We start from the raw sequence: 16,993 nt of genomic DNA, 5'->3' as shown, positions 1-16,993 counted from the left end.
ACCAGCCCATCCGGCCGCGCTACCAGCCCATCCGGCCGCGGTGCCAGTTGTCGTCGTACCCACCGTGCGAGATCCACACCGCCGCCATGACGATGTACGCGATCGCGAGCAGCACGAGAATTCCGCCGAGGATCCACAACGACAGCTGCCCCAGTTTGCGGACCCGATCCGACGCGTACTGCGCGCCGGCGTAGTCGCCGCGCGCCCACCTCGGATACACCTCGAACGCGTTGCTGAACGCCGCGAACGCGAGGGGCCAGAACGCGACCAGGGAAGCGACCGCCCAGCCGGCGTTGGCCGGAGGTGGAGCCGGGGGCTGCTGGTGTGGTTGCGGACCGCCCGCGTACCCGGTCGTGGGTTCCGTCGGGCCGGTCGGCGGCGGGGGAGGAACAGGCTCCGGATTCGACGATGTCATGACAGCACTCCCTCGTTCGCGACTGTCACCGATCACTTTCGACGGTACGCCGACGGTGCCCGCCCGGCACACGACGACGCCGGTGGTGCCCGAGCGGTTACTCGGGCACCACCGGCGTCGGTGGAACGGTTCAGGCGGCCCTACGGAAGCAGCTTGTCCATGAATCCGTTGGTGAACACGCGATGCGGGTCGATCTGGTTGTACCGAGCGCGCGCGGTGTCCCAGTTCTCGGTCGTCGGGACACCCTCGATGTAGGTGGCGCGCATCTTGTTCGTGACGATGTCGTTGTCGGTGTACGGGTCCGGACCGAACGCCCACCCCTTCGACCACTCGGGCCGGAAGGTGGCGTCGTCGTTGTTGTAGTGGCTCCGCATCCACTGCTCCATCTCGCGGTAGAACTCGAACATGCCGGGGGTGCCCGGAACACCGAGAACGTTCAGCCAGATCGCGACGTCCCAGTCCGGATGATCCGGACGCGGACGGGTCGCCGAGATGGTCGGCGGGCCCACCGACGGCACCTTGACGTCGGCTGCCTGATCGAGCCCGCAGCAGCGGATCTCGACCGGCCCGTTGAGCGGGAACTCGCCCTTCGCGCGGTAGAACTCGATGCGCTCGTGGAACCACTCGGTGAAGTCGTTGATCACGGTCGCGATGTTGGCGCGGCTCGTGACGACGGCGCCGCCGCCCTCGGTGAGTCGCAACGTCGTGGCCTTGATGTAGAACTGGACGTCCTTCGACCAGCCCCAGATGTCGTTGGCATTCGTCGCGGCCAGCCCGAGCTTGGTGATCTCGTACATCGCCGGGCCGAACAGCGGTGCGATTCCGGGGTTTCCGGCGTTGATGGCGCCGATCATGTCGGTGATGGGCTCCGGCAGGTTGTCGGAGAAGATGTAGTTGTACGGGCCGGAGACCTCACGCGCCTGCGGAGGCTTGCCGACGAGGGAGCCCGCCGAGCCGAGGCTTCCGACCTCGTTCGACGAGTCCGGCTTGGTCGGCGAGACCGTCCACACCTTCATCCACGGCTTCTCGGTGAACGGGTACCAGATCGCCTCGGCGCCGCCCGATTCCGCGACGAACTTCTCGAACGTGCGGCCGTCGGCGCCCTTCGGCGCGAACAGTTCCCGCCACGGGATGTCGGTGTAGCTCTGGCACCGCTGACGGAAGTTGGGGCCGGCCTGCATCGTCACCGAGGTCAGGAAGCAGCGCCCGAGGTTGGTGAGCAGTGGGGTGATCCGAGGATCGTTGCGCTGGTACGTCTCGAGTGCGTAGGTGGTGCCGTTCCAGACGACCGCGGTCAGTTCGGTGACCAGGTTGCTCAGCGAACCGTAGGTGTGACCGGGCAGCGTGGTCTGGCCGACGGCCGGCAGCGCCGCACCGTGCGCGTTGACCGCGAGGGCGCCACCGATCGACAGCACACCCGGAGCGGGGAGGTTGGCCCAGCCGAGGTTGTGCTTCTGCAGTTCGGTGACGATCGCCTCGATGCTGGCGCCGGCACCGGCGGTGACGGTGGCCACGGGGCCGCCCGTGTTCACCGTGATGCCGTTCAGATGCGTCATCGTGTCGGCGAGGATCACCTTCTCGACGTTGGCCCCCTTCTCCACGGTGAGCGGGGTCCAGCCGTGCATCGCGCCGCGCGGGCGGATCTTGTAGTCGTGCTCGTGCGCCCAGTTGGCAAGGCGAACGACATCCTGCGGCGTCTTGGGCGAGCAGACCCAGGTGGCGTCCAGCATGATCTCCTTGGACCAGTTCTGGTACGCCTGCTGGAACAGCGCGATGTCGTTCGGGAAGTCCGGGGGCGTCGGAAGCGGCGCGACCGGCCCGGTCGATCCGAGCGATCCGAGGGAGCCGGCGGAACCGGCAGGGACGGCGAAGGCCGGGGTCCAGCCGCCGAGTGCGCCGGCTGCCAGCACGCCGGCGCCCGCAGCGCCCGCGGTGAGGAATCCTCGCCGGGACAGCCGTAACTGCTCGTCGTTGAGCGTCATTCGTGTACTCCAAGGTGTGTGAGGGGAAAGAAGTACGGGTGCAGATATTCCCGGTCGGGTCGGCGTGGACGCCGACCCGACCGGTACAGCTGTGTGCGGACGTCGCTAGGCGACAGTGAGCACGACGTCGGCCAGGGCCGGTGAGTCGTCACGCTCGGGAACGGTTGCGGAGATCAGCAGCTGGTCGCCGTCGCGCCACATTCGCGTCCGGAGGCTTTCGCCGGGGAAGACTACCCCGGCGAAACGAGCGCGAAATCCCTTGACGCGGCTGGCATCACCGTCGAGGACGGTGTCGGTGGCAGCCTTGCAGACGATCCCGTAGGTGCACAGTCCATGCAGAATAGGCGCCGGAAAGCCCGCAGCGGTCGCAAATGCCGGATCCGAGTGCAACGGGTTCCGGTCACCGCACATCCGGTACAGCAGCGCCTGCTGCGGCAGCACCTGCGAAATCGACTCGAAATCCGGTGTCCTGTCGGGGAGAGCGACCGATTCGGACGGTCCGCGCTCGCCCCCGAAACCACCCTCGCCCCGCGCGAAGATCGACGATCGGGCCGTCCACAACGGCGACCCGTCCAGCGCGACCGTAGTGGATTCCTGCACGATCACCGCGGCCTTGCCCTTGTCCCAGACCTCGGCGATCCGAGTCGTGGTCTGCGCCGACCCGCTGGCGGGGATCGGCGCGTGGACGGTGACCTCCTGGCTGCCGTGGACGACCTTCGCGAGGTCGATCTCGACGCCCGGGAACGACACCCGCGGCGCCTCGGTCGCGTGGATGTTCGCCACGACCGTCGCGAACGTCGGCAGCACCTGGGGCTTGACGTCGTCGAGGTAGGCGAGCTCCCGGGGATCGAGTGGGCGTGCGCCCGCACCGATTCCGAGGTGGTACAGCTGCACGTCCGAGGGAGTCCAGGAGAACTCCTGAGCCGGTAGCTCGGCTCCGATCGCGATCGACGGATCGATGGGCACTGTCGTCTCCTGTCAGTTCGTCACGGACGGCGCTGCGGCACGGGCACGGTCGGCGATGTCGAGCACCGCGAGGTACGCGAACGTCATGGCGGGACCGATGGTCGCGCCCGGTCCGGCGTACGTGTGGCCCATGACCGGAGAGCTGCAGTTGCCGGCCGCGTACAGGCCTTCGATGACCGAGCCGTCCTCGCGCAGCGCGCGACCGTCGACGTCGGTGCGAATGCCGCCCTTGGTGCCGAGGTCGCCGGGCACCATCTTGATCGCGTAGAACGGCGCCTTGCTGATCTCGGCGAGGCTCGGGTTCTTCAGGCGCGGATCGCCGTAGTAGTGGTCGTAGCCACTGTCGCCGCGCCCGAAGTCCTCGTCCTTACCGTTGCGCGCGAAGCCGTTGAACCGCTCGACGGTTTCCGTGAGCGCGTGGGCCGGCAGCCCCGCCTTCTCCGCGAGTTCGGCGATCGTGTCGGCCTTGACGACCACTCCGGCCTTGAGCCAGCGTCCCGGGAACGGCGAGCGCGGCGTGATGCCGGCGAAGGTGTACCGGTTGCGGTAGCGCTGATCGAGGATCATCCAGGTCGGAATGTTCTCGCCCGGACCCTCGCCCTGGCCGTACTTGCCGCCGTACATCATGTGAGTCGCCTCGACGTACGGTGCGGCCTCGTTGCCGAAGCGCTGGCCGCGGGTGTTGACCATCATGCTGCCGGGCAGCGTGCGCTCCGACAGCGCGAACCAGGGGCCGCCGGTGAGCGGGATCGACGGACCCCACCACGCGTCCTCCATGAACTCGACTGCCGCACCCAGCTTCTGGCCGGCGACGATGCCGTCACCGGTGTTGGCCGCGGCACCGACGGTCCATTCGGTACCGATCGGGGCGCGCTGGTACTTCTTGCGCATCTCGTCGTTGTGCTCGAATCCGCCCGAGCCCAGGACGACGCCGTGGCGGGCCCGGATGATCTGCTCGGTCGGTCCGTCGGGGCCGTCGACGAGTGCCTTCACGCCGCGCACCGCGCCGTCCTCGGTGTACAGCTCGGTGAGCGGGGTGTTCAGCAGGATCGGGACCCCGGCGTCGCGCAGGCCGAGTCGGAGGCCGGCCATGAGGGCCTGCCCGCGAACCAGGAGATCCTTGCCGCGCGCCTTGGCCGCCAGGAATCGCATGCCGACCTTCATGGCACGCAGCGGTCCGCGGCGGTTGCGCATGAGCAGGTTGAGCCAGCGGTAGTCGGCCTGGGTGATGACGAAGTTCCGTGGGGCCTTGACGTAGTCGGGCTCGAGGTTCTTGCGGTCGTCACCGAGCCGATTGCCGTCGAACGGGACCGGCTCGACGGAGCGTCCGCCGAGTCGCCCGCCCGGCGCCTCCGGGTAGTAGTCGGAGTAGTCCGGCACCCACTGCAGCTCGAGGGCGCTGTTCTCCATGACGAACGACAGCATCTCGGGGCCACGGTCGATGTAGGTGTCGATCTTCGCGGGATCGACGACATCGCCGATGATGCTGTGGAGGTAGGTGCGCGCCGCGTCGACGGTGTCGGTGACACCGTCCCGCTTCAGTACCTCGTTGTTCGGGATCCAGACACCTCCGCCCGACCGTGCGGACGAGCCGCCGTAGTGGGCGGCCTTCTCGATCACGACCACACTCAGCCCCTTGTGTGCCGCGGTGAGGGCTGCAGTCATGCCGGCTGCGCCGCTGCCGACGACGACGATGTCGTATTCCTGCTTGCTCATGTAGAACACGTTATAGAACTAGGTGCATTACAGTCCATCCTTTCTGCCAGGAAGTATTGCCGGGTCTTTACACCGGCCTCGGTTGCAAACGAACACGTGTTGCAGTCACGTCGGCGAGAGGGTGGAGAGGCGGGCCGGCCGGACGCGGCGAGGCCCCGAACCGTTGCACGGTTCGGGGCCTCGCAGTGGGCGCTGGTGGGTACGTCAGCCGGCGGAGTCGGTCCGCCGTTCCTCCGGGACCTCGAGGATGCCTTCCATCACCGCGTGCTGGATGCTGCTGAGCAGTCGGGGGCACGTCTGACGCGACCCGGCACGCCCGCCGGCGGCCGTGAACTCCGGGCACACCTCGGCAGGGTTGCCCTGCCACTGGATGCTGGTGTGCTTGAAGCTGTTCTTCTGGACGAGCACGCATGTTCCGCACGCTCGGCACTGCACCTCTTGCAGCCCCTGCTCGAGGTAGTTGTGCTGGTCCACTGCGGTCTGTGCGCGGACGGCCTCGACCCGGGCCGGGCTGTCGGCGTAGCTGGGGGCCTTGGCCCAGGTCGAGGTCATCTTCACACTCCCGTCTTGTGTTCGGCGGCCGACTCGGCCGCCGCCTTCTCCTCCGCCTGGCGTGCCAGGTTCGCGTCGACCTCACGCTGCCAGGCCTCGACGGCCTTGCTGGTGTCGATCTCGAACTCGAACCGCTGTGTGGCCTTCTCGTCGACGTCGGCGACGTCCACATAGAACTGGTCGTACCAGCGACGCAGCTGATAGACCGGGCCGTCCTCCTCGCAGAGCAGCGGATTCTCGATCTTGGTCTTGTTCTTCCAGATCGCGACGTCCTGCTCGAAGCCCATCGCCACACCCTCGGTGAACTTGGTGGCGAGCTTGTCGCTGGTGGCGTCGTCGAGCCCCTTCGGCTTCTCCACGGCCACGCCGTACATGAGCACGAAGGAATCCTGGGTCACCGGGTAGTGGCAGTTGATCAGGATGCTCTCGACCTTGTAGCCGCTGTAGTTGTTGTGCAGCCAGTTGACCATGTACGACGGACCGAAGTACGACGCCTCCGAGTCCAGGACCGAATCGCCGTACTGGGTCCCCATGCTGCCGACGTCGGGCCGGCCGTGGTTCTGCAGGTACTGCGACGCGACGTGGCCCTCGAAGACGTTCTTGAAGTACTTGGGGAAGCCGAAGTGGACGTAGAAGAAGTGCGCCATGTCGACGACGTTGTCGACGATTTCGCGGCAGTTGGAACCCTCGACCAGGATGCGGTTCCACTTCCAGTCGGTCCACTCGTCGGTGAACACCTCCGGCAGGCGCGGAATCGTGACGTCGTCCGGCGGCGGGTTGCCCTCGGGATCGTTCCACACGAAGAGCTGCTTGTTCTCCTGCAGCGTGATCCACGAGCGGGTCCGTGCGATCGGCGGCACTCGACGGGCGTACGGGATGTCGGTGCACTTGCCGTTGCCGCCCCAACGCCAGTCGTGGAACGGGCAGGCGACCGAGTCGCCCTTGATCTCACCCTGGCTGAGGTCGCCGCCCATGTGCCGGCAGTACGCGTCGAGAACGTGGAGCTTGTTCTGGCTGTCCGCGAAGACGACCAGTTTGGTGCCGAACGCCTCGATCGCGTGCGGCTTTCCGTCGAGGAACTCGCTCTCCAGACCGATGCAGTGCCAACCGCGTGCGAAACGCGTCTGCGGAGCTCCCACATCGATCTCACGAATCTGCGCCATCAGTACCTCACATCCCTTCTAGCTGTTGCTAGAACACGTTATAGAACTTCGACGGATTTCGCTAGATTTCAGGTGCTTGTGATCGGCAATGACTTCGTATGACCAGTGGAATTGCCGTTTTCTCGACATGGAAGAGAACGTGTTCTAGTCTCAGGGCAAGTCAACATCGAATTACAGACGGGAGCGTCCAGTGGGTGACCATGACAGCCACGAGGTGATGCAGCGGATCGACGCGCTACTGCCGGTGCTGCGTGAACGCGCGCAGGAGACCGAGGATCTGCGCCGCATCCCCGACGAGTCCATCAAGGCGCTCCAGGAGACCGGCTTCTTCCGGTTGGTGCAGCCGAAGCAGTGGGGCGGGCTCGAGTCCGATCCCGTCACCTTCTACACCGCGGTCCGCAACATCGCGAGCGCCTGCGGCTCCACCGGATGGGTCGCCGGTATCCTCGGCATCCACAACTGGCACCTCGCCCTGTTCGACCAGCAGGCGCAGGAAGACGTGTGGGGCAAGGACACCGACGTCCGGATCTCGTCGTCGTACGCGCCGATGGGCGCGGGCGAGGCGATCGAGGGCGGCTACAAGGTCAACGGCGCCTGGGCATGGTCCTCGGGCTGCGACCATGCGTCGTGGGTCGTCGTCGGTGGACCGGTCATCAAGGACGGCCGCCCCGTCGACTTCGGCAGCTTCCTCATTCCCCGTGAGGACTACGAGATCGACGACGTCTGGAACGTCGTCGGCCTCAAGGGCACCGGCAGCAACACCGTCGTCGTCAAGGACGTCTTCGTCCCGCGGCACCGGTTCCTGAGCTTCAAGGCCATGAGCGACCTGACGGCACCGGGTCTGCAGCAGAACACCGCCCCGGTCTACAAGATGCCGTGGGGAACCATCCACCCCACCACCATCTCCAGCCCCATCGTCGGCATGGCGTACGGCGCCTACGAGGCCCACGTCGAGCACCAGGGCAAGCGTGTTCGTGCGGCGTACGCCGGCGAGAAGGCCAAGGACGATCCGTTCGCCAAGATCCGGATCGCCGAGGCGTCCAGCGACATCGATGCCGCGTGGCGTCAGCTGTCGGGCAATGTCGCCGACGAGTACGCGCACCTGCTCGCCGGCGAGGAGGTGCCGATGGAACTGCGCCTGCGTGCTCGCCGTGACCAGGTTCGCGCCACCGGCCGCGCGATCGCCTCGATCGACCTGCTGTTCGAGAATTCGGGTGCCACGGCGCTCGCGAACGGCACTCCCATCCAGCGCTTCTGGCGCGACGCGCACGCCGGCCGCGTGCACGCCGCCAACGACGCCGAGCGCGCGTACGTGATGTTCGGTGGCGCCGAGTTCGGCCTGCCGCTCACCGACACGATGGTCTAGGGGGCGGAACATGACGGCAACCGAGGAGCTCACGTACGAGTCGACCTCGCGCTTCGCGCAGGTCCGCGACGACCTGAAGCTGCACTACCACGAGGCGGGTGTCGGCAACGGCCCCACGATCGTGCTGCTGCACGGCGGCGGTCCCGGCGCGTCGTCGTGGTCCAACTTCGCGAAGAACATTCCCGTTCTCGCGCAGCAGTTCCACGTGATCGCGGTGGACCAGCCCGGCTACGGCCGGTCCGACAAGCCCACCGAGCACCCCCAGTACTTCCGGCACAGTGCGTCGGCGCTGAAGGATCTGCTCGACACGATCGGTATCACCGAGCGCGTTCACCTGCTGGGCAATTCGCTCGGCGGCGGTGCCGCGGTGCGGTTCGCGCTGGACTACCCCGATCGCGCCGGCCGGCTGGTGCTCATGGGCCCCGGTGGCCTGAGCGTCAACCTGTTCGCGCCGGATCCCACCGAGGGCGTCCGGAATCTCGGCAAGTTCGCGTACCAGCCCACGCGGGAGAACCTCGAGGCGTTCCTGCGCATCATGGTGTTCGACCAGAAGCTCATCACCGACGAGCTGATCGACGAGCGGTTCGCCGCCGCCAGTGCGCCCGAGTCGCTGGCGGCCGCCAAGGCGATGGGTAGGTCGTTCTCGAGTTCGGAGTTCGAGCTCGGAATGTTGTGGCGCGACGCCTACAAGCTGCGTCAGCGGGTGTTGTTGATCTGGGGTCGCGAGGACCGGGTCAACCCGATCGACGGTGCGCTGGTGGCGCTCAAGATGATTCCGCGGGTCCAACTGCACGTCTTCGGCGGCTGCGGACACTGGGCGCAGCTCGAGAAGTTCGACGAGTTCAACCGGCTCGCGAGCGACTTCCTGCTCGACAGCGACATCGCCCGAGGCTCCGCCCGAGAAGGGGGTAAGTGATGAGTATCCGTTCGCTGGCGTACCTGCGCATCGAGGCGACCGACATGGCCGCGTGGCGCGAGTACGGGCTCAAGGTGCTCGGCATGATCGAGGGCAAGGGCTCCAATCCCGACAACCTGTACCTGCGCATGGACGACTACCCCGCGCGCCTGGTCATCGTTCCCGGTGAACGTGACGGCCTGTACGCCACCGGCTGGGAATGCGCGAACGCCGAAGGGCTGCAGGAGATCCGTGAGCGCCTTGCCAAGGCCGACTGGGAGTTCGAGGAGGGCACCAAGGAGGAGGCGGCCGAACGCAACGTCGTGGAGTTCGTCAAGTGCCGGGACGCTTCGGGGTCGCGCCTGGAGATCTTCCACACGATCGCCCTGCAGCACCGCCGCATCGTGAGTCCGTACGGGCACAAGTTCGTCACCGGCGAGCAGGGGCTCGGGCACGTCGTGCTCGCAACCAAGGACGACGCCGCGGATCTCGAGTTCTACCGCGACGTGCTCGGATTCAAGCTGCGCGACTCGATGCGCCTGCCTCCGCAGGTCGTGGGGCGTCCGGCGGACGGTGACCCGGCGTGGCTGCGCTTCCTGGGCTGCAACCCGCGCCACCACAGCCTCGCGTTCGCGCCGCTGCCGAACCCCTCCGGCATCGTGCATCTGATGGTCGAGGTCGAGAACTCCGACGACGTCGGGCTCTGCCTCGATCGCGCGCTCCGCAAGAACGTGAAGATGTCGGCGACGCTGGGCCGCCACGTCAACGACTTGATGCTGTCGTTCTACATGAAGACGCCGGGCGGATTCGACGTCGAATTCGGTTGCGAGGGCCTCGAGGTCGAGGACGACACGTGGATCGCCAAGGAGAGCACCGCCGTGAGCCTGTGGGGTCACGACTTCACGGTGGGGTTCAAGTAATGTCCGCGCACGAGACGGCCGGTGCCGGGACCGGCGCGGAGATCGATCCGCGCCAGTTCCGGACCGTGCTCGGCCAGTTCTGCACCGGCGTCACGATCATCACCACGATCGACGACGACGCCCCGGTCGGGTTCGCCTGCCAGTCGTTCGCGGCGCTGTCGCTCGATCCGCCGCTCGTGCTGTTCTGTCCCACCAAGGCGTCGCGCTCGTGGGCGGCGATCGAGCGCTCCGGCCGCTTCGCCGTCAACGTGCTCGCCGAGGAACAGCAGTCGACGTGCGCCCGGTTCGGATCCCGAGAGCCCGACAAGTTCGCCGGAATCGACTGGACTCCATCGCCGTTGGGTTCGCCGATCCTCACCGGATCGCTCGCGCACATCGACTGCACGGTCGAGACCGTGCACGACGGTGGTGACCACTACGTGGTGTTCGGGCGCGTGCATTCGATGAGCGAGATCAAGACCGAACGGCCGCTACTGTTCTATCGCGGCCAGTACACCGGCATCGAACCCGACAAGACCGTGCCGGCGAAGTGGCGGGACGATCTCGAGGCGTTCCTCACCACCGCCAACGAGGACACCTGGCTGTAGCAAGCTTGCCCCGGGGGAGGAAAAAGGGCTGAAGGGTCCCTCCGTGCGCTGACAGCGCGTGAAGGGACCCTTCGTCTGTTCGGGGCCCTTCAAAACCGCAGGATGCCGGACTAGGATCGAAAGTGATGCTCGTGCGGATGCCGTGTTGTGGATCGTGAAAGCGACTGCGCGAGCAGTCCATCGGCGCGGGTGCGCCAAACTCATGCGTGACGCGTCGACCATTGTCGCGAGTCGAGGATGTGAGATTCATGGCCAAGACACTGCGGACGGACGAATCCGTCGTCATCAATCGTCCGCTTCCCGAGGTGTTCGAGTACTTCACCGATCCCGTGCACGCGCTGGAGTGGGGAACCAACATCAGCGAGTACAAGATGCTCTCGGGCGCTCCCGACCAGGTCGGCTCGGTGGCATCGCTCGACGCACGGGTCGCCGGCGCGAAGGTGCACGCGACGGAGGAGATCACCGCTTACGAGAAGAACAAGCGGATCGGCTTTGCCTCGCGGGAGTCGAAGATCGGGTACACGCGTGAGCTGGACTTCGACAGCGCCGGCGACGGCGCCACCAAGGTGACGTTTCTGCAGGAGGGCGAGACCGGCTCCGGTCTCTTCAAGTTCGCCGATGCCATCGTGCAGAAGCTGTACGCGCGAGACATACGGGGAAACCTGGAGAACGCCAGGGAGATTCTCGAGACCCCGAACGGCTGAAGGGTCCCTTCGTGCGCTGTGAGCGTACGAAGGGACCCTTCAGCCGGTGAGGGAGCTAGCGGACGGTGAACTCCGCCGAGGTTCCGGTGAAGGCGAACACCGCGCCCTCCGGGTTCTTCCAGTTGCCGAAGTGCTGGATGCGGTAGGTGCCCGACGGCGTGCCGGCGGGCACGTCCCACGTGATGCGTGCGACAGAGGAATTGAGGCCCTCCCGGCGCCAGCGGTACTTGGTGGCCCAGTCGCCGTCGTCCGCGTGCCGGGTCCACCGGTCGCCGTCGCGCCGTTGCACCTCGAAATACGTTCCACGACGGTGCAGGTCGTTCTTGGGGTGGCCGGTGACGAACTCGACGGCCACCTGCTCGCCGGTGCCGACGCTGCCCGCGGGCTGCACGACGACGTCGCCGAAGTCGCGGCCGGGTAGCGGTGCGTCGAAGGGGAACTCGCGTCCGAAGCCGGGCTGGAAGCCGGACAGATCGCGCGGCGCCGGGCCGCGCGGGACGTCGGCCCCCGCCTTCATCGCTGCCGCGAGGGCCGCGAAACCCTGCTGGTACGCGGGAAGAGTGTTGCGGCCGAACAGCGTCGAGCCGCCCTCGTACTGCTGGGCGTCGTACTCCTCGGGCGTGGTGCAGTAGCTCGAGTACGCGTTGGCGTAGCCGTTGAAGATGACGTTCTCGAGTGGGACACCCAGTTCCTCGGCGACGGTGCGGCGGATCCGCAGGCCCGAGACGATCGTGAACTCCGCCGGGCCGCCGACGACGTAGACGTCACCGATGCGGATGATCTGGATCTTCAGCACGTGCGGCACCCAGCCGTCCGGGGGCAGCAGGCCCACGGGCACCAGCACCAGCTTGGGGGCCTGGGCGTCGGCCAGCCACTGCGGGGTGGGGGTGTCGATGCCGCCGAGCGCGTCGATCATCGGGTTGCGAGTGCCCTCGGTGAAGATCTCGATCGCCGGGCCGTCCTCGGTGCTGCCGGCCGCCATCGCCGCGCCCACACAGGCCGGGGCGGTGCGACGGACCTGGCCGTCGGAGGTGTACTTGCCGTCCACCACCTGGTTCGCCATGTCCAGGTACATGATTCGGCTGTCCACCGTGGTCGATGCCAGCGGCGTGGCCTTCCTGAACGCCTCGCGGGCGGCCGCCACCTGCCGCTCACCGATGATCCGGGTGTTCTCGAATTCGTCGGCGGTGGGACCGTGGCCGGGCTTCAGATCCAGGTTGGGGGACATGTCGCCGGTGTTGGTCTGCGGGAAGCACGCGACGAACCCGGGCTTGCCGTCGAGGTAGCGCACCCCGGCGACATCGTGCTCCCAGAAATACGCGGCGGCGCCCTTGTTGTCGCCCGAGATCAGGTGGTTCTTGTTGGTCAGCGACGCGCCGTGGGTAGGGAACCAGCCGATGCCGCCGACGTTGTCGCCGCCCTGGCTGATCCGGAGCACGCGCATCGCGGTGTCGATGCCGAGCGGGTAGTAGTCCTTGTCGCCTTGCGGGTTCCGATCGAAGGCCGCCCTCGACCGGTTCACGCTCGCGTCCTTCAGTTCGCTGCGCCCGTACGCGACGGTGCCGGCCGCGAGGTTGTCGTGCGCCGCGACGATGGCCTCCACGACGCCGTCGACCTCGGCGTCGAACACCTGCGGCTGGAAGCCCAGCGTCGCGAGGCTGTACGCGTAGTCCTGCGACGCGCCGCCGCACGCCGCGTGCGAGTGCACCGCCGTCAGCATCACATTCTTCTCGGTGTACAGGTTGCCGTACTTCGCGGCGAGCCGGGCGAGCACGGCGTCGTGCACGGCCTGGAACACCATGCACGTGTCGGCGCAGGTGTAGACGACGCGGTTGTCGTCGGCATCGGCGAAGACATAGGCGCGCACCCGGGTTCGCTGGTGCAGGCCCTCGGCGCGCTGGTCGAACTGCGAGTAGCCCATCATGCCGTTCTCGGCGACCGGGCCGGTCATGTCGGACAGGCCGACTCCGACCCGGAACCCGCGATCGGGCGCGGCTCGGTGGGCCGGGGCGGTGGCCGAGCGAGGCTGAGCTGAAGCGGTCGAGCTGGCAATGGCTGCGAGCGCCGGTGCGGCCGCGGCTCCGGCCAGCACGCTGCGTCGACTGATCGTCACGACGTAATCCTTTGCGCGAAGTGGAGAATCGAACTTGAGCAAGCGTCCAAGTCTCCAGCACACACCAAGCGGTCTGGATTCGCAAGGCCCGGCGCGCCGCGCGGTTCGGGGGATCAGACGGCCGACGCGTCCCCGAAAGTCATCCGCAGGTCCGGGATCGTGGTGGTCGCCAGGGCGCGGCGGGGCAGCCCCAACGATCGCAGTTCGTCGGCGATCGGGTGGTCCCCGAGGATCAATTCGGCTCCCCCCAATCGCGTCCGGACTCCGCGCGGGTTCATGTCCCACGAGGTGCGCCGGGTGACGCCGTCGAGGTGGGAGTAGGCGTCGAGCGAGGTGTTGGTCCCGCGGCCGGGCATCGGGATGCCCTGCTTGACGGTGAGTTCCGCGATGAGGCGCCCGTCCTGGCTGACTCTGCCGCGGCGGACGTCGCTGACGTGGTCGGCCTCGAAGTCCGCCATGATCTTCGGGAAACCCCAGATGCCGCGGCCGGCGGCGAGGGTGAACTCCCCGTCGACCGGGAGCTGGTGGATGAGGGCGCCGGCCTTGCCGCGCGCCAGGGAACGCAGATCCCGTCGCACGTGGTTGAAGCCGCGCTGCTCGTGATCGCGCACCATGAACGTGACGCCGAATTCGTTGTAGGGACCCAGGTCGCCGTCGATGTAGTCGACGAACACCAGCCCGCACAATCCGCGCCCGCCGCGCCACTGCAGGATCTCGAGGCCCGTATGGTCGACGAGTCGCTGCGCGGCTTTCGTGGGGACCGAGTACATCGCCATGAACGCCGACGCCGTCCGGATCTCGACCGGCATGTCGACCTGCTTGCCGAGCACCTGATGTGAACTCACTGCGACACCACTCCTCGTAGTCCGTCGGCGCCGTAGACCTGTTCGAGCATCGACGTGAAGTCGGGTCCGCGCCGGAGCATCTGGCCACCGTCGACGTTGATGACCTGTCCGGTGATCCAGGTGGACTGCGGTCCGAGCAGGAACAGTGCGAGCGCCGCGATGTCCTCGACCTCGCCGACCCGGGCGAGGGGAGTGCACGCCAGATAGTCGTCGAGGATCGGGCCGCCGTCGGTGATCATCGCGACCAGGTCGGTGCGGGTGAGGCCGGGACGGATGCCGTTGACGCGGACGTTGCTGGCGCCCAACTCGTCGGCGGCCAGTTGCACGAGATGGTCGACGCCCGATTTGGACACCCCGTAGGCGCCGAACCAGCGGTGGGTGTTGCTGGACGCGATCGACGAGATCGCGACGATCGCTCCACCGCCGCCCGCGACGAGCGCGCGGGCGCCGTGCTTGATCGTCAGCATCGTGCCTGTGACGTTGAGTTCGACGGTTCGGCGCCACGCGTCGGCGTCGAGTTGCGTGATGGGGGCGATGGTCTCGTTGCCGCCCGCACAGGCGACGACGCCGTCGAGGCGTCCGGTGGTCTCGATCGCGCGCGCGACGGCACCCTCGACGTCGCTCTCGACGGTGACGTCGCCCGCGACCGTGGAGACCGACCCCCCGGATGCGAAGGCGCCGGTCGCCGCGATCTTCTCGGCTGCTGTCGTCAGCTTGTCGGCGCTGCGGCCGCAGATCGTCACGTGCGCGCCGGCCGCGACGAGATCCTGCGCGATCCCGAACCCGATGCCGCTCCCGCCGCCTGTGACCAGGACCGATCTGCCGGTGAATGCGCCGGCGTCCGCCTCCGAACCCATCACGTCTCCCCTCGTGTGTCCGATACCCCGCCGATCGTAGGAACAAGTTCTACTATCGGGGCAGGTTTGGGTGATTGTCGAGGCTTTCCGGTCCATCCGTTCGGATGAAGGAGCACGCGCATGACGATCGAGGACGACACCGATCTGCTCGACGGCCGCTTCTATGCGGGCACCGAAGGCGACCCGCGCGCGGCGTACGCGTGGATGCGAAGCAATCAACCGGTGTTCCGGGATCGGAACGGGGTGGCGGCCGCGGCGTCGTACGCCGCGCTGATCGCCGCGGAGCGCGACCCGGCGCTGTTCTCCAACGCGGGTGGGATCCGTCCGGAGACCGGTCCGCTGCCACAGATGATCGACATGGACGATCCCGCGCACCTGCAACGCCGGCGCCTCGTCAACACGGGCTTCACCCGCAAGAAGGTGGAGGCGAAGATCGGGCGGATCCGCGAGATCTGCGACCAACTGATCGACGCGGTGTGCGAGAAGGGGGAGTGCGACTTCGTCGCCGATCTGGCCGCACCGCTGCCGATGGCGGTGATCGGCGACATGCTCGGCGTCCGGCCCGAGGAACGCGACGTGTTCCTGCGGTGGTCGGACGACCTGGTGAAGGCGTTGGGCAGCAACGCAACCGAGGAACAGCTGAAGGCCATGATGGACGCGTACGTCGCCTTCAACGAGTACACCTTCCGCACCATCGCCGAGCGGCGCGAGGAACCCGCCGACGATCTCATCAGCATCCTCGTGCACGCCGAGATCGACGGGCAGCGGCTCGACGACCAGGAGATCGTCAACGAATCGCTGCTGATCCTCATCGGCGGCGACGAGACCACCCGGCACGTCCTCAGCGGTGGCATGGAACAGCTCATGCTGCATGAGGATCAGCGCGACCGTCTGGTAGCCGACCCGTCCGGCGTCCCGCTCGCGGTGGAGGAGATGCTGCGATGGGTGTCGCCGATCAAGAACATGGCCCGCACCGTCACCCGCGACACCACATTCTTCGACACCGACCTGCGCGAGGGCGAGAAGATGCTGCTGCTGTTCGAGTCCGCCAACTTCGACGAAACGGTGTTCGACGCCCCGGATCGCTTCGACACTCGGCGGTCGCCGAACCCGCACGTGGCCTTCGGTTTCGGCACCCACTTCTGCCTCGGCAACCAGCTCGCGCGGCTGGAGGGCGCGATGATGTTCGAGCGCCTCCTCGCCCGATTGCCGGACATGGCCCTCGCGACGTCCGAGCCCCTGCCGCGGCGGCCCGCGAACTTCGTGTCGGGTCTCGAGGAGATGCCGGTGAAATTCACGGCGGCGGCGCGGCGACCGGAATCAAGTGGCCGATCGTTTGGGTGACCGGCAGCGCGTGGATCGCGGTGATCGCGTCCCACTTGTATTCGCCGCACTCGCCGGTGGGGAGTGCGGGGCGCATCGCGAGACCCTGTGCGTCGACGAGCCAGACGATCGGCGGAGTCATCTGATCGACGCGGCAGGTCCGTACGTCGACGCCGTTGATCTGCGTCGTCCTCAAGGCATCGGTGGGCAGTTCGTAGCCGGCGAGCACCGCGGTCAGGTCATCCTGCCGGTGTTGCTCGATCCACGTCACGTTCGCGTCGGTGCCGTCAGATCTCTCGCAGGTGACGACACGGACCGGCTCGAAATCGGGGGGAATGGCAGTGGGTTGCGGGGCCGGAGGTGCTTCGCTCACCAGGCCCGCACCCGCGAGCAGATTGCCCGCCAGGCAGGTCGGTTCGACCAAGCCCGGGAGGTCCGCCCTCGGCGTGGTCGCGGCAGTGCTGACGTCGGTGCTGCCCGACGACCCGCAACCCGCGGCCAATCCGACGGCCAATACCCCCACACAGATTCTCGAAGCCCCCATAGCGGGCACCCTACGTACCCGACGGGACGCGCGTGGGCGAACCGC

General features: G+C 67.3%; 16 protein-coding genes. 6 read left to right on the top strand and 10 right to left on the bottom strand.

The features are described 5' to 3' along the window. Positions 1–19: 19 nt before the first annotated feature. From A6I89_RS09200 to A6I89_RS09175, 6 genes are all read right to left on the bottom strand, one after another. On the bottom strand, positions 20–415 hold the full coding sequence (locus A6I89_RS09200) for a CD225/dispanin family protein (protein ID WP_005515615.1): 396 nt from the start codon (positions 413–415) through the stop codon (positions 20–22). A 140-nt stretch (positions 416–555) separates the two neighbouring features. Next, a complete protein-coding gene (locus tag A6I89_RS09195; protein WP_022594037.1) occupies positions 556–2,397 on the bottom strand; it encodes a cholesterol oxidase substrate-binding domain-containing protein in 1,842 nt (613 codons plus the stop codon). 105 nt (positions 2,398–2,502) lie between these two features. Then, on the bottom strand, positions 2,503–3,363 hold the full coding sequence (locus A6I89_RS09190; RefSeq protein ID WP_005515613.1) for a MaoC/PaaZ C-terminal domain-containing protein: 861 nt from the start codon (positions 3,361–3,363) through the stop codon (positions 2,503–2,505). 12 nt (positions 3,364–3,375) lie between these two features. After that, positions 3,376–5,079: a 3-oxosteroid 1-dehydrogenase gene (gene kstD / locus A6I89_RS09185; RefSeq protein ID WP_022594038.1), complete on the bottom strand. Its 1,704-nt coding sequence runs from the start codon at positions 5,077–5,079 to the stop codon at positions 3,376–3,378. A 204-nt stretch (positions 5,080–5,283) separates the two neighbouring features. Continuing rightward, on the bottom strand, positions 5,284–5,637 hold the full coding sequence (locus A6I89_RS09180) for a hypothetical protein (protein WP_005515611.1): 354 nt from the start codon (positions 5,635–5,637) through the stop codon (positions 5,284–5,286). Then, entirely contained in the window at positions 5,634–6,794 is a 1,161-nt protein-coding gene (locus A6I89_RS09175; protein ID WP_005515610.1) for a 3-ketosteroid-9-alpha-monooxygenase, oxygenase component, read from the bottom strand. The genes A6I89_RS09180 and A6I89_RS09175 overlap by 4 nt, the downstream gene beginning before the upstream one ends. Positions 6,795–7,011: 217 nt before the next feature. Here A6I89_RS09175 and hsaA point away from each other — a divergent pair, with 217 nt between their 5' ends. The 5 genes from hsaA (at position 7,012) to A6I89_RS09150 (ending at position 11,266) form a co-directional block, all read left to right on the top strand. Beyond that, positions 7,012–8,160, top strand: a complete 1,149-nt coding sequence (gene hsaA, locus A6I89_RS09170; protein WP_172504621.1) for a 3-hydroxy-9,10-secoandrosta-1,3,5(10)-triene-9,17-dione monooxygenase oxygenase subunit — start codon at positions 7,012–7,014, stop codon at positions 8,158–8,160. A gap of 10 nt (positions 8,161–8,170) precedes the next feature. Then, positions 8,171–9,076 (top strand): 4,5:9,10-diseco-3-hydroxy-5,9,17-trioxoandrosta-1(10),2-diene-4-oate hydrolase, encoded by a 906-nt coding sequence (gene hsaD / locus A6I89_RS09165; RefSeq protein ID WP_022594040.1) that lies wholly within the window; start codon positions 8,171–8,173, stop codon positions 9,074–9,076. Further along, positions 9,076–9,975, top strand: a complete 900-nt coding sequence (hsaC, locus tag A6I89_RS09160) for an iron-dependent extradiol dioxygenase HsaC (RefSeq protein WP_022594042.1) — start codon at positions 9,076–9,078, stop codon at positions 9,973–9,975. The genes hsaD and hsaC overlap by 1 nt, the downstream gene beginning before the upstream one ends. After that, positions 9,975–10,562, top strand: coding sequence for a 3-hydroxy-9,10-secoandrosta-1,3,5(10)-triene-9,17-dione monooxygenase reductase subunit (gene hsaB / locus A6I89_RS09155; protein ID WP_022594044.1), 588 nt, complete (start codon positions 9,975–9,977; stop codon positions 10,560–10,562). Before hsaC ends, hsaB begins: the two co-directional genes overlap by 1 nt. Before the next feature lie 248 nt (positions 10,563–10,810). Beyond that, positions 10,811–11,266: an SRPBCC family protein gene (locus A6I89_RS09150; protein WP_022594046.1), complete on the top strand. Its 456-nt coding sequence runs from the start codon at positions 10,811–10,813 to the stop codon at positions 11,264–11,266. Between the two features lie 55 nt (positions 11,267–11,321). Here A6I89_RS09150 and A6I89_RS09145 read toward each other — a convergent pair whose 3' ends face one another. The 3 genes from A6I89_RS09145 to A6I89_RS09135 all read right to left on the bottom strand — a co-directional run bounded on the left by A6I89_RS09145 (position 11,322) and on the right by A6I89_RS09135 (position 15,081). Next, the gene (locus tag A6I89_RS09145; protein WP_022594048.1) at positions 11,322–13,379 is read right to left on the bottom strand and encodes a neutral/alkaline ceramidase; all 2,058 of its coding nucleotides are present in this window, start codon (positions 13,377–13,379) and stop codon (positions 11,322–11,324) included. Positions 13,380–13,492: 113 nt separating this feature from the next. Continuing rightward, positions 13,493–14,224 (bottom strand): acetoacetate decarboxylase family protein, encoded by a 732-nt coding sequence (locus A6I89_RS09140; protein WP_022594050.1) that lies wholly within the window; start codon positions 14,222–14,224, stop codon positions 13,493–13,495. Then, entirely contained in the window at positions 14,221–15,081 is an 861-nt protein-coding gene (locus tag A6I89_RS09135; protein ID WP_005515598.1) for an SDR family oxidoreductase, read from the bottom strand. The genes A6I89_RS09140 and A6I89_RS09135 overlap by 4 nt, the downstream gene beginning before the upstream one ends. 120 nt (positions 15,082–15,201) lie before the next feature. On the opposite strand from A6I89_RS09135, the gene A6I89_RS09130 reads away from it, so the two are divergent. Continuing rightward, the gene (locus tag A6I89_RS09130; protein WP_022594051.1) at positions 15,202–16,425 is read left to right on the top strand and encodes a cytochrome P450; all 1,224 of its coding nucleotides are present in this window, start codon (positions 15,202–15,204) and stop codon (positions 16,423–16,425) included. Here the strand turns inward: A6I89_RS09130 and A6I89_RS09125 are convergent. Further along, positions 16,376–16,948, bottom strand: a complete 573-nt coding sequence (locus A6I89_RS09125) for a hypothetical protein (protein ID WP_044990453.1) — start codon at positions 16,946–16,948, stop codon at positions 16,376–16,378. The genes A6I89_RS09130 and A6I89_RS09125 overlap by 50 nt on opposite strands. Between the last annotated feature and the right edge of the window lie 45 nt (positions 16,949–16,993).

The sequence above is a fragment of the Prescottella equi genome (assembly GCF_002094305.1).
Taxonomy (GTDB): Bacteria; Actinomycetota; Actinomycetes; order Mycobacteriales; family Mycobacteriaceae; genus Prescottella; species Prescottella equi.
The sequence above is the reverse complement of the archived record's forward strand: the minus strand, read 5'-3'. Positions and strand labels throughout refer to the sequence as shown.

What these genes read in the sequence shown, in the direction of transcription:
- A6I89_RS09200 (WP_005515615.1), bottom strand. Translation starts at nt 415, where the DNA reads ATGACATCGTCGAATCCGGAGCCTGTTCCTCCCCCGCCGCCGACCGGC.
- A6I89_RS09195 (WP_022594037.1), bottom strand. Translation starts at nt 2,397, where the DNA reads ATGACGCTCAACGACGAGCAGTTACGGCTGTCCCGGCGAGGATTCCTC.
- kstD (WP_022594038.1), bottom strand. Translation starts at nt 5,079, where the DNA reads ATGAGCAAGCAGGAATACGACATCGTCGTCGTCGGCAGCGGCGCAGCC.
- A6I89_RS09175 (WP_005515610.1), bottom strand. Translation starts at nt 6,794, where the DNA reads ATGGCGCAGATTCGTGAGATCGATGTGGGAGCTCCGCAGACGCGTTTC.
- hsaA (WP_172504621.1), top strand. Translation starts at nt 7,012, where the DNA reads ATGCAGCGGATCGACGCGCTACTGCCGGTGCTGCGTGAACGCGCGCAG.
- hsaD (WP_022594040.1), top strand. Translation starts at nt 8,171, where the DNA reads ATGACGGCAACCGAGGAGCTCACGTACGAGTCGACCTCGCGCTTCGCG.
- hsaC (WP_022594042.1), top strand. Translation starts at nt 9,076, where the DNA reads ATGAGTATCCGTTCGCTGGCGTACCTGCGCATCGAGGCGACCGACATG.
- hsaB (WP_022594044.1), top strand. Translation starts at nt 9,975, where the DNA reads ATGTCCGCGCACGAGACGGCCGGTGCCGGGACCGGCGCGGAGATCGAT.
- A6I89_RS09150 (WP_022594046.1), top strand. Translation starts at nt 10,811, where the DNA reads ATGGCCAAGACACTGCGGACGGACGAATCCGTCGTCATCAATCGTCCG.
- A6I89_RS09135 (WP_005515598.1), bottom strand. Translation starts at nt 15,081, where the DNA reads ATGGGTTCGGAGGCGGACGCCGGCGCATTCACCGGCAGATCGGTCCTG.
- A6I89_RS09130 (WP_022594051.1), top strand. Translation starts at nt 15,202, where the DNA reads ATGACGATCGAGGACGACACCGATCTGCTCGACGGCCGCTTCTATGCG.
- A6I89_RS09125 (WP_044990453.1), bottom strand. Translation starts at nt 16,948, where the DNA reads ATGGGGGCTTCGAGAATCTGTGTGGGGGTATTGGCCGTCGGATTGGCC.